General features: G+C 61.9%; 10 protein-coding genes. 7 read left to right on the top strand and 3 right to left on the bottom strand.

Annotation, left to right across the window (positions count from 1 at the left end; all coding sequences use genetic code 11):
• Positions 1-24 precede the first annotated feature (24 nt).
• Together HMPREF3104_RS03515 and HMPREF3104_RS03520 are read right to left on the bottom strand one after the other, a co-directional pair.
• Positions 25-801 carry an alpha/beta fold hydrolase gene (locus HMPREF3104_RS03515; protein ID WP_070494322.1) on the bottom strand — a complete coding sequence of 259 codons (777 nt, stop codon included), beginning with the start codon at positions 799-801 and terminating at the stop codon, positions 25-27.
• 24 nt (positions 802-825) lie between these two features.
• Positions 826-2,241, bottom strand: coding sequence for an MFS transporter (locus HMPREF3104_RS03520; protein ID WP_070494324.1), 1,416 nt, complete (start codon positions 2,239-2,241; stop codon positions 826-828).
• Between the two features lie 218 nt (positions 2,242-2,459).
• On the opposite strand from HMPREF3104_RS03520, the gene clpX reads away from it, so the two are divergent.
• The 5 genes from clpX to HMPREF3104_RS03545 all read left to right on the top strand — a co-directional run bounded on the left by clpX (position 2,460) and on the right by HMPREF3104_RS03545 (position 9,497).
• On the top strand, positions 2,460-3,737 hold the full coding sequence (clpX, locus tag HMPREF3104_RS03525) for an ATP-dependent Clp protease ATP-binding subunit ClpX (RefSeq protein ID WP_052203278.1): 1,278 nt from the start codon (positions 2,460-2,462) through the stop codon (positions 3,735-3,737).
• 83 nt (positions 3,738-3,820) lie between these two features.
• Positions 3,821-4,816: a malate dehydrogenase gene (locus HMPREF3104_RS03530; protein WP_070494326.1), complete on the top strand. Its 996-nt coding sequence runs from the start codon at positions 3,821-3,823 to the stop codon at positions 4,814-4,816.
• Positions 4,817-4,835: 19 nt separating this feature from the next.
• Positions 4,836-7,541, top strand: coding sequence for a valine--tRNA ligase (locus tag HMPREF3104_RS03535; RefSeq protein ID WP_070494327.1), 2,706 nt, complete (start codon positions 4,836-4,838; stop codon positions 7,539-7,541).
• Positions 7,534-9,057, top strand: coding sequence for a bifunctional tetrahydrofolate synthase/dihydrofolate synthase (locus tag HMPREF3104_RS03540; protein ID WP_070494329.1), 1,524 nt, complete (start codon positions 7,534-7,536; stop codon positions 9,055-9,057). Before HMPREF3104_RS03535 ends, HMPREF3104_RS03540 begins: the two co-directional genes overlap by 8 nt.
• Positions 9,054-9,497, top strand: a complete 444-nt coding sequence (locus tag HMPREF3104_RS03545; protein ID WP_070494331.1) for a DUF4233 domain-containing protein — start codon at positions 9,054-9,056, stop codon at positions 9,495-9,497. The genes HMPREF3104_RS03540 and HMPREF3104_RS03545 overlap by 4 nt, the downstream gene beginning before the upstream one ends.
• Here the strand turns inward: HMPREF3104_RS03545 and HMPREF3104_RS03550 are convergent.
• Positions 9,486-10,913, bottom strand: a complete 1,428-nt coding sequence (locus HMPREF3104_RS03550) for an AMP-binding protein (protein WP_070494333.1) — start codon at positions 10,911-10,913, stop codon at positions 9,486-9,488. The two genes, HMPREF3104_RS03545 and HMPREF3104_RS03550, sit on opposite strands and share 12 nt — an antisense overlap.
• Positions 10,914-10,946: 33 nt before the next feature.
• Between HMPREF3104_RS03550 and HMPREF3104_RS03555 the strand changes: the two genes are divergently transcribed.
• Both HMPREF3104_RS03555 and ndk read left to right on the top strand, forming a co-directional pair.
• Positions 10,947-11,252 carry a hypothetical protein gene (locus HMPREF3104_RS03555; RefSeq protein ID WP_070494335.1) on the top strand — a complete coding sequence of 102 codons (306 nt, stop codon included), beginning with the start codon at positions 10,947-10,949 and terminating at the stop codon, positions 11,250-11,252.
• Between the two features lie 15 nt (positions 11,253-11,267).
• Complete coding sequence (ndk, locus tag HMPREF3104_RS03560; protein ID WP_052203289.1) at positions 11,268-11,678, top strand: nucleoside-diphosphate kinase; 411 nt, start codon at positions 11,268-11,270, stop codon at positions 11,676-11,678.
• Positions 11,679-11,907 lie beyond the last annotated feature (229 nt).

The raw sequence follows: 11,907 nt of genomic DNA on the forward strand, positions 1-11,907 counted from the left end.
TTATCGACGTACCAATTTAACCCATCACGCCTCCAAAAATCCCTTCACCACCCGATTGAATGCTTCTGGGTTCTCAACGGCTACTTGATGGGAGCCGTCGATAACTGCAGATTGCACAGGGCCAGAGACCCCGGCGGCGATCTCGGCGAGCTGCTCGGGACCGGTCCCGGCGTCGTCCTTACCAGCAACGGTGAGCACCGGGCACGTGATTTTGCCAAGTTGGTCGGCGAAGTCCCAGCCGGCGAGGGCGTCGCCGTTTTGGGCGTAGCCTTCGGCGTCGATACGCAAGATCATCTCGCGCACCTCGTTGACCTTTTCTGGATGGCTGGCGCGGAAGCCTTCGGTGAACCAGGCCTTAATAAATGCGTCGGCGAGAGCGCCCATGCCTTGTTCGCGGGCGATGGTGGTGCGCTCGGTCCAGCGCTCTTCGCCGCCGAGGAAGGTTGCGGTTGCGCAGAACACTGCCTTTTCCACGCGGCCGGAGTAGGCAGCCAGCCACTGCGCCAGCGCGCCGCCCAAAGATAGTCCGACGATGTGGAAGCGGTTGACGCCCACGGAGTCAAGTGCCTGCGTGATGTCCTGGCAGAGATCCTCCACGGTGGTGGAACCGGGGGCTACTGGTGCGGTCTCGGACTGGCCGTGGCCGCGGTGGTCCACGGTCACCACCCGGAAGCGCTTCGCAAGCTCTGGGATGAGCGCGTTCCAGGTTTCGTGCGTGGTGGCAATGGAGCTGAGCAGCACCACTGTCTCATTAGGAGTGCCTTCTGTGGGGCCGTGTTCGGTGACGTGTAGGTGAGTCATGGCCCCATTGTGATGAAGGCTGATCTAGCGGGCAACCGGCACAGGTTCCTTTTCGGGTGCAGCGGCGGGCACAGGGCCTTGATCAAGCACGCGATCAACTGGGGAACGCGGAATCAGCGCGGTGCACAGGGCGCCAACTGCGGCGACTGCGGCGAATTGGTAGAAGGCGGTGCTCGGGGTTGCGCCGGAGCCGATGATCAGCCCGCCGATCGCCGGGCCGAAGATGCCGCCGAGTCGGCCGAAGCCCGCGGTCCATGCCACGCCGGCGGCACGCTGGGCGGTGCCGAAGTAGTTGGAGGTAAGGCCATAGACCAGCACCTGGGTGCCCAGCACGCCGATGCCGGCAAGTGCGATTGGCAGGTACATAGGGGCGACAGTGTTGAACTGCGGCAGGATCGCAAGCATGACTGCTGCTAGCAGGAAGGTGCAGGTGATGACGATCTTGGCGCCGATCTTGTCGGCCACCCAGGCGGCGAAGAGGCCGCCAATGACAGCGCCGCCGTTCAGTGCGAGCAGGGAGTACAGCGAATCGTGCGGGGATGCGCCGTTTGCCTGCATGATCTTCGGCAGCCAGGTGTTGAGTCCGTAGGTGGAAAGCAGGCCGATGAAGCTCATCGCGCCGATCAGCAGTGTGCCAATCAGGTAGGAGCGGGAGAAGATACCCGCAAAGCCGGTTTTCTCAATGTCGGACTTCGCCTGAGTGGCGGTTGCTGTGGTGGTGGAGGAAGCCGCTGGGTCAAAAAGGAAGCTGTCCTTCGGAAGCCCGTACTTCTCGCACACCGCGTTGGCCTGGGCGTGGCGGCCGCGGGTGATCAGCCAACGCGGCGACTCAGGAAGCGCCACGTACGCAAGCGGCAGCAGGAACAGCAGTGGGGAAGCGCCGAACAGGAACAGCCCGCGCCATCCCCAGGCATCTTGGAACCACAGGGCCATTAACGACGCCATGACGCCACCCGCCGGCACGCCCGAGTACACAATCGCGTTGAAGAGGTTTTTGCGGTTTGCCGGGGCGAACTCTGCGATGATGGCGCCGCCGGTGGCAACGATCACGCCGATGCCAAGCCCGGTCAGGAAACGCAGGAGGCCGAATATGACGATGGACTGCGCCATCGAGGTCACCGCCATGCCGATGGAGAACCAGACGATGGCGACGAGGAACACGTTGCGGCGCCCAAGCCTGTCGCCAACTGCGCCGGCGGCAAGCGCGCCGACCATAACGCCCACCATGGCCCAGGAGCCAAGGGTGCCGGCAACCTGTGGGCTCAACGCGCCGATTTGGGTGGGGTCTTCCAGGAGGTTAGAGAGTACGGCGCCGTAGATGACGAGGTCGTAGCCGTCGAAAAGAATGGCAATTCCGACAACGGCGAGGATGAGATAGACGGACGCGCGATGCTTGGCCGATGCCCAGCCTTCGCGCTGGATTTTTGGTGTTGCTGGCATTTCAACTCCTTTGCGTGTGAGGTTTCACACAGTTAATTAGAGTTGTGGCGTGGACTCTACTAGGGGATTCCCTCTAGCTTTCCCAGGGAGTCGGGCCGTGAGGGCCTCCCGCGTTAGAATCGTCGGAGTTTGACTGAGCAAGTATGATCAAGAGATCACCTGTCCGAGACGGACTCATACACCACGCTCACACACCACGCGGGAGTTTTTGAAAGTACATGGCAGTAACGCACGACAGCTCAGACCTGCTGAAATGCTCGTTCTGCGGGAAGACGCAGAAGCAGGTTCGCAAGTTGATCGCCGGGGGCGGCGTTTACATTTGTGACGAGTGCATTGAGCTATGTAACGAGATTATTGAGGAGGAGCTGTCGGGGGCGGGCACGCAGGCGTCGGCAAGCGAAGAGAAGCTCCCTCGTCCCTCGGAGATCACCGCATTCCTTGACCAGTATGTGATTGGCCAGGATGTGGCAAAGCGCACGCTGGCGGTTGCGGTGTACAACCACTACAAGCGCATTAAGGCGGAGCAGAAAGTGCTTGGCGCGCGCCGTCGTGATGAGGAAGTGGAGATTGCGAAATCCAACATCCTGCTGCTTGGACCGACGGGCTCCGGCAAGACCTACCTTGCGCAGACGCTGGCCCGCATGCTGAATGTGCCGTTTGCTATTGCGGACGCGACGAGTCTGACCGAAGCCGGCTACGTGGGCGAGGACGTGGAGAACATCCTGCTTAAGCTGCTGCAGGCGGCGGATTTTGATGTCAACCGTGCGCAGACCGGCATCATTTACGTTGATGAGGTGGACAAGATTTCGCGCAAGAGCGAAAACCCCTCCATCACCCGTGATGTCTCCGGCGAAGGCGTGCAGCAGGCGCTGCTGAAGATCCTGGAGGGCACCGTGGCCTCTGTGCCGCCGCAGGGCGGGCGCAAGCACCCGAACCAGGAGTTCATTCAGCTGGACACCACCAACATCCTGTTCATTGTGGCCGGTGCGTTTGCGGGCCTGGATAAGGTGATTGCGGAGCGTGTGGGGAAGAAGGGCATCGGCTTCGGTGCGGAGATTGATTCCAAGGCGCAGCGCGATGAGTCGGACCTGATGTCCAAGGTGCAGCCGGGGGACCTGGTGAAGTTCGGTCTGATCCCGGAGTTCATTGGCCGTCTGCCGATCCTGGCGCACGTGGAGGACCTGGACCGCGAGTCCATGGTTCGCGTGCTCACGGAGCCGAAGAACTCCCTGGTGAAGCAGTACCAGCGCCTGTTTGCCATGGATGGCGCGGAGCTGACCATTACTGAGGACGCGCTGGGCGAGATCGCCGACAGGGCCGCCGAGCGCAAGACAGGCGCCCGTGGCCTGCGCGCGATTATGGAAGAGCTGCTGGTGCCGGTGATGTATGACCTGCCTGACCGCGAGGACATTGCAGAGGTTGTGATCAACGGTGCAGTGGTGCGCGGTGAGGAAGAGCCGCGCTACGTGGCTGAGAACGAGGAGCAAAGCGCCTAACGCTCAAACGGGGTGTTGTGCCGGCCGCGCCTATACTCGAGGGTGTATCTGACCAGCTTCTGCATGGAAAGGCTTCGAGAGAAATGGCATCTGATTTGGCACAGACGAAACAGCCGGTAAAGGTCACTATCACTGGCGCTGCGGGCAACATCGCATACTCCCTGTTGTGGCGCGTGGCTTCGGGCGACGTGTTCGGACCGGATCAGCCGGTGGACCTGACGTTGCTGGAGATTGAGCCGGCGGCGAAGGCTGCTGAGGGCACTGCGATGGAGTTGTCTGACTCCGCGATGCCGCTGGTGCGTGGGATTACGGTGACCACGGATCAGCGTGCAGGTTTTGAGGGCGCGAACGCCGCCTTCTTGGTTGGCGCGAAGCCGCGTGGCAAGGGCGAGTCTCGCGCGGACATGTTGGCCGCCAACGGCAAGATCTTCATCGAGCAGGGCAAGGCGATCAACGCTGGTGCGGCGGATGACATCCGTGTGCTGGTTGTTGGCAACCCGGCGAACACGAATGCGTACATTGCTGCGAAGGCTGCCGGTGATGTCCCGGCTGATCGTTTCAACGCTTTGATGCGTCTGGACCACAACCGTGCGCTGTCCGTGTTGGGCCAGAAGCTTGAAGCGCCAACGGATGCGTTTGAGCGCGTTGTGGTGTGGGGCAACCACGCTGATACGCAGTTCCCAGACCTGACCTACGCGCAGCTTGAAGGCGCTGACGTGATGCCGAAGATTGACCAGGCGTGGTACACCGATGAGTTCATCCCGCGTGTGGCTAAGCGCGGCGCGGAGATCATTGAGGTGCGCGGTAAGTCTTCGGCAGCGTCGGCTGCGTCTGCTGCTGTGGATCACATGCGTGACTGGGTGCAGGGCACGGATGGTCGGTGGACCACGGTGGCGCTGCCGTCCACTGGCCAGTACGGCGTGGATGAGGGCCTGGTCTTCGGCTTCCCGGTGGTTGGTGTCAATGGCCAGTGGCAGGTAGTTGAGGGCCTTGAGATCAACGATTTCCAGCGTCCGCGCATTGATGCGAACGTGGAGGCGCTGCGCTCTGAAGCGGAGGTAGCGGCGCAGCTTTTCTAAGGGACTAAGATGGTTCGTTGTGACTGAAGCGACGAACCTCCCTGCGACGAACCTTCCGAAGTCTTGGGACCCGAAGGAACAAGAAGAGCGACTCTACGAAGGCTGGGTTGAGGCGGGGTATTTCACCGCCGACCCGGCTTCGGAGAAACCGGCGTATTCCATTGTGCTGCCGCCGCCGAATGTGACTGGTCAGCTGCACATGGGGCATGCGCTTGACCACACCTTGATGGATTCCCTGGTGCGCCGTAAGCGCATGCAGGGCTATGAGGTGTTGTGGTTGCCGGGCATGGACCACGCCGGTATTGCCACCCAGACCAAGGTTGAGGCGAAGCTGAAGGCTGAGGAGGGCAAGGACCGTTACGACTATGGTCGTGACGAGTTTGTTGACCGTGTTTGGGAGTGGAAGCACGAGTTCGGCGGCACGATTACCACGCAGATGCGGGCGATCGGCGACTCGGTTGATTGGTCGCGTGAGCGCTTCACGCTTGATAGCGGATTGTCGCGCGCCGTCCAAACCATCTTCAAGCAGCTGTATGACGCTGGCATGATTTACCAGGATTATCGCCTGGTGAACTGGTCCCCGGTGTTAGAGACTGCGGTGTCTGACATTGAGGTGGTGTACAAGGACGTTGAGGGTGAGTTTGTCTCTATCCGCTACGGCTCGCTCAATGATGATGAGCCGCACCTGGTGGTTGCAACCACTCGTGTGGAGACGATGCTGGGTGACGTTGCTATTGCGGTTCACCCGGAGGATGAGCGCTACGCGCACCTGGTTGGCCAGGAGTTTGACCACCCGTTCCGCGATGACCTGAAGCTGAAGGTGATCGCTGATGATTACGTGGACCGTGAGCTGGGTACCGGCGCGGTGAAGATTACGCCTGCGCATGACCCGAATGACTATGAGATGGGTCTGCGCCACGATCTGGACATGCCGATCATCATGGATGAGAAGGGCCGCATTGCCAACACTGGCACCAAGTTTGATGGCATGAGCCGCGAAGAGGCCCGCGTGGCTGTGCGTGAGGCGTTGGCGGAGCAGGGGCGCATTGTGAAGGAAGTGCGCCCGTACGTGCACTCTGTTGGTCACTCGGAGCGCTCCGGTGAGCCGATTGAGCCGCGCCTGAGCTTGCAGTGGTTTGTCAAGGTGTCTGAGCTGGCACGCATGTCTGCTGAGGCGGTGCGTGAGGGCGATACTGAGATCCACCCGACGTCGATGGAGAAGCGTTACTTCGACTGGGTGGACAACATGCACGACTGGACCATTTCGCGCCAGTTGTGGTGGGGCCACCGCATCCCGATTTGGTACGGCCCGGAGGATGCTGAGGGCAACCGTGACGTGGTGTGTGTTGGCCCGGATGAGGAGCCGCCGGCAGGCTACGAGCAGGACCCGGACGTGTTGGACACGTGGTTTTCTTCTGCACTGTGGCCGTTTTCCACGATGGGTTGGCCGGATAAGACCCCAGAGTTGGAGAAGTTCTACCCAACCACCGTGCTGGTTACGGCGTACGACATTTTGTTCTTCTGGGTTGCGCGCATGATGATGTTTGGCACCTTTGCCGCAACACAAACCCCGGATGTGCTGGGCCAAGGCAAGGATGGCCGCCCGCAGATCCCGTTCGAGCACCTGTACCTGCATGGTCTGGTGCGCGATGAGAAGGGCCGCAAGATGTCGAAGTCTCTGGGCAACGGCATCAACCCGATGGACTGGGTGGAGCAATACGGTGCGGATGCGCTGCGTTTCGCGCTGGCTCGTGGTGCGAACCCGGGTGTGGATTTGCCGATTGGTGAGGACAACGCCACCTCTGCTCGCAACTTCACCACCAAGCTGTTCAACGCCGCGAAGTTCGCGCTGATGAACGGCGCCCAGGTGGATGAACTGCCGGCGCGTGAGGAGCTGACGGACGCTGACCGTTGGATCTTGGACCGCTGCGAAGAGGTCCGCGCCAAGGTGGACGCCTACCTGGATGATTACCAGTTTGCTAAGGCCAATGAGGAGCTCTATCACTTCGCGTGGGATGAACTCTGTGACTGGTACCTAGAGATTGCCAAGACGCAGATTCCGCGGGAGGGTACGACCGCCCAGGGTGAAAACACCCAGGTTGTGCTCGGTCGCGTCCTGGACGTGGTGCTGCGCCTGCTGCACCCGACCATGCCGTTTATCACTGAGGTGCTGTGGAAGGAACTCACCGGCGGCGAGACGGTCACGCTTGCGCCGTGGCCGAGCGCGCAGGACACCAACGGTGGCGCTGAGACTGATCTCAACGCGCGCCGTCGTATTGAAGACTCCATCAAGCTGATCACGGAGCTGCGCCGCTTCCGCGCCGATCAGGGGGTCAAGCCCAGCCAGAAGGTGCCGGCGAAGCTGGACTTTGCCGCGGCTGACTTGGTGGCGCAGGAAGACATGGTGCGCCAGATTGCCAGGGTGGAGGAGCCGGGTGATGGTTTCGTGGCGTCGGCAAGCATCGAAATGCGCCTGAGCCAGACCACCCTGGATGTGGCCCTGGATACCTCGGGCACGGTGGATGTGGCCGCTGAGCGCAAGCGCCTGGAGAAGGAACTTGCGGCGGCGCAGAAGGAGCTGGACACCACGGCGGCGAAGCTGGGCAATGAGCAGTTTTTGGCTAACGCGCCGGAGCCGGTGGTGGAGAAGATCCGCCAGCGCCAGCGTGTGGCGCAGGAGGAGTTCGCGCGCGTGAGCGCTCGTCTTGAGGGGCTCAATGGCTAAGGGGACGCCTAACGGGTTCGGCAGCTTCGAGGTGTCGGAGGACGAGCACGGCCGCTCGATCGACCTGGGCCAGTGGGCTGGGGCCACGCTTGGTAGCGGTGATGCGAACGACACCGACGCCGAGACCGCCGAGGACGCGCCCATCGAGCGCCCGGTCACGGACGAGGACCTCGCCGCGCTTGCGCAGGTGGAAGAGGAGCTGAACGCGCGCTGGCCGGAGACGGACATTGATCCTTCGCTGGAGCGCATTGAGCTGCTGATGGATCTGCTGGGCCAGCCGCAGAAGTCCTGCAAGGTCATTCACGTGGCGGGGACGAACGGTAAGACGTCCACAGTCAGAATGATTGAGTCGCTGCTAGCGGCGTTTGGCAATCGCGTTGGGCGCACCACCAGCCCGCATCTGCAGCTGATCACGGAGCGCGTAGGTATTGATGGAGCGCCGATCCACCCGGCCGATTTCGTGCGGATTTACCGCGAGATCGAGCCGTACATCCAGATGGTGGATGAGCGCTCGGGTATCCCGATGAGCTACTTCGAGGTCACCGTGGCCATTGCGTTTGCCGCGTTCGCCGATGCCCCGGTGGACGTTGCCGTGGTGGAGGTTGGCATGGGCGGGCGTTGGGACGCCACCAATGTCGTCGACGCCGACGTGGACGTGATCATGCCCGTGGGCCTTGACCACACGGATTATCTGGGGGACACGGTCGCGGAGATCGCCGGTGAGAAGGCCGGCATTATCCGCTCCGCGGACGCAGTGGCGATCATTGCCAACCAGGAGCCGGATGCAATGAATGTGATCCTGCAGCGTTCCGTGGAGGTTGGCGCGACGGTTGCGCGTTTGGGTAGTGAGTTTGATGTGGTGTCGGCAGACGTGGCGCTCGGCGGCCAGATGCTCACGCTGCGCGGGTTGTCTGGCGAGATAGACAACGTGTTCGTGCCGCTGGCTGGTGAGCACCAGGCGAAAAACGCTGCCGTAGCATTGGCCGCGGTGGAGGCGTTTTTCGGTGCCTCGGCTGAGCGCCCTTTAAACCCGGATACGGTGCGCACCGGCTTTGCTAACGCTGCGTCGCCGGGTCGCCTTGAGCGCGTCCACACCGCTCCGACCACGTTTGTAGACGCCACGCATAACCCGCACGGCGCCCGCGCCCTAGCCGCAGCGCTGAGCCGTGACTTCAACTTCACCCGCCTGATCGGCGTGCTGGGCATTTTGGGTGACAAGGATGCCCGCGGCATTATGGAGGCGCTTGAGCCGGTGTTGACGGAGGTGGTGGTGACGCAGAATACGTCGCCACGCGCGGCCGACGCCTACGACCTGGCTGAAACCGCCCGCGAAATCTTTGGCGATGAGCGCGTCCACGTCGAGCCGAACCTCGCCGGCGCCTACGACCTAGCCGTGGAGTTGGCGGAGGAAGAACTCGACGAAGCTGGCGTGCAGGCGGGCAACGGTGTGATCATCACCGGCTCTGTTGTCACCGCTGGTGAGGCTCGCGCATTGTTTGGAAAGGACCCTAAGTGAGCTCGAAGCATTCACGCGAAATCCCCGTCGGCCCCCTCGGCCCCGGCCACGCGCCGGTAAAAGACCCGATGGCGGGCCTGCGCCCGGTGATGTCCGGCACGCTAGTCATGGAGGCCATCACGGTCTTTCTCATCCTGCTGGTGGTGTTGAAAGTGGACGGCGGCGCGCTGTGGACCACGTTTAACTGGGTCTACATCACGGTGTTGGGTGCCGCGCATCTGATCATGGCGTTTGCGCAGCGCGCGCCGGGGGCCCTGTGGATCAACCTGGCGCTGCAGATCCCGCTGATCTTCGGTTTCTTCGTGCACTGGTCGGTCACGGCCGTGGGCATCATCTTTGGCATCGTGTGGTTTTACATTGTGAAGCTGCGCTCAGAGATGGAGCGTCGCATGCGTGGCGGCTACCTGGTCACGCAGCACTTGGGCGCCTCAGAGGGGTAGGTTGCGTCGCAGGATTTTGCCTGCGGCGTTGCGCGGTATTTCATCGATCACGGTGATGCCGCGCAGTTTTTTATATGGTGCGACGCGCTCGGCCATCCAGGCGATGAGGGCATCCTTGCTTTGCGACGCCCCATGCCACACCACAAACCCCCACGGCACCTCCTCACCGTCTTCGGTTTTCCTGCCTGCCACCGCGGCGTCCGCCACCTGCGGGTGGGTGAGCAGGACGGCTTCAAGTTCAGCGGGGGAGATTTGGTAGCCGTGGTATTTGAAGATGTCTTTGACGCGGTCGATGATGTCCACGGTGCCGTTGTCACGCAGCCGCGCCAGGTCACCGGTGTGCAGCCAGTCGCCCGGCCCAAGTGGGGGTTGGTCGCGGTAGCCGCGCATGAGTTGCGGGCCGCGGATGAGGAGTTCGCCGGTTTTGGCGTCTTCACCAGTGTCTAGGTCCACGATCCGAAACTGTGTGTTGGGTACCGCAAAGCCGATGGAGCCAGGCGTTGATTTCCCGGCGATGCCCACGTGTGTGACCGGTGCCGATTCCGTGGTGCCGTAGCCCTGCAGGATCGTGGTGTCCAGTTTGCGCTCCACGCTTCGGGCGAGTTCCTCATCGAGTGAGGCGGCACCGCACACCATGAAGCGGCTGGCAGCAAACGCGGCTGCGTCGAATTCCTGCTTGGCCAGAAGGCGGGCGATCGGCGGCGCGATAAACGTCAGCTCAATGCCGTGTTTCGCGTGGGTGCTCACCATCTCCTCGAAGGAGAAGCGCCTGGTGGTGTGGATATGGTGCCTTGCGCGTAACGACGCCAACAGCAACGTATTCAACCCATAAATATGCGTAAACGGCAGCGGCGCAAAGGTTCGCGTCTGCGCTTCGATGCCGCTTGCGCGAAGGGCAGTTCCGAACTGCGCGGCGTTCGCCGTGATTGCGGCGTGGGTCAGCTCCACCGCCTTGGGAAGTCCCGTAGTACCGGAGGAAAACGGCACGGCGGCAATGGACTGCGGGTCAATCAGCGGCGGGGTGTATTCGCCGGCGGTGGGTGACTGGATCCCGTGTTGGATTTCATTCAGTGTGAGTTCGCGGGTGGTGTGGGAGAGGCGTTTGAGGGTTGACGCTTCGTCGTCAAGCAATAAGGCCCCGATCAGCGTGACGGTGGAGCCGGCGCGCAGGATGGCCAGCAGGCCGACGGCGAAGTCGATAGAGTTCGGCTGGCGCAGTGCGATGACTTCCCCGGGCGCGATGGTGGCGGCGAGTGCCTCAACGCGGGCGGCGAGCTCGCCGTAAGTAACGGTGCGGCCGGTGTCTACCTCGGTGATTGCGGGCAGGTCCGCGTCATTGCGGAGGTCTCCCAGCACGAAGGTGAACACGTCCGTGTTGGGCAAGGTGATATCCGGCAGCGGGCTACGGTACTGCATGCGCACAGGCTACCTGCGGTATAAACGGGGCTCATGCGCAACCTTGCATTTATCCTCGCCGGCGTCCTGGCCCTGCTTGCCGTGTTCAGTGGGCCGCTCGGCTGGCCGCGATGGGCAGCACTTGCCGCTTTGGGAGTCGCCTTTGTGCTCCTTGCGTGGGGGTTTGCGGACAAAGCCCGCAACATGCAGGCAAAACCCAAAGTTTTGGACCCTGAACAGCGCGCCACCATCGCCCGCATGAAGGCCGAAGGCAACACGCCAATGGCCATCTCGCAGGTGCAGCTCTGGTTCCGCAACACCACACCCGAGGAGGCAGCGCGCATAGTTAGCCAGGTGTAGGTAGGATTTAGCGTTATGACTGAACGTACTCTGATTCTGATCAAGCCGGACGGCGTGGCAAACGGCCACGTCGGCGAAATCATTGCCCGCATCGAGCGCAAGGGCCTCAAGCTGGTCGAGATGGATCTGCGCACCGCAGACCGCGAGACCGCAGAGAAGCACTACGCCGAGCACAAGGACAAGCCGTTCTTCGGCGAGCTGGTTGACTTCATCACCTCCGCACCGCTGGTTGCCGGCATTGTTGAGGGCGAGTCTGCAATCGCAGCATGGCGCCAGCTGGCCGGCGGTACCCACCCGGTTGAGAAGGCCACCCCGGGGACCATCCGCGGTGACTTCGCACTGACCGTTGGTGAGAACGTGGTGCACGGCTCTGACTCCCCGGAGTCCGCTGAGCGCGAGATCGCCATCTGGTTCCCGAACAAGTAAACGCTTGTTTTCCGCCCCGCCTTTGTGCGGGGCTTTTTGTTTTTCTGGGGGTTGTTTGTGGGCGGTTTTGCTCGGCCGCCAGCCTCATTCGCCGCTCCTGCCGCCGGCTCAATCGCCCTCTTCGACTACCTCTAGGGAAACAAATATGCAGGGGAAGATATGCAGGTCTGCAGGTCACGGACGATTTTCATTAACAGGCCTCTTATTGAAAAAACGCTCTGACCATTGC

The organism is Corynebacterium sp. HMSC30G07, assembly GCF_001806945.1.
Classification (GTDB): domain Bacteria; phylum Actinomycetota; class Actinomycetes; order Mycobacteriales; family Mycobacteriaceae; genus Corynebacterium; species Corynebacterium riegelii.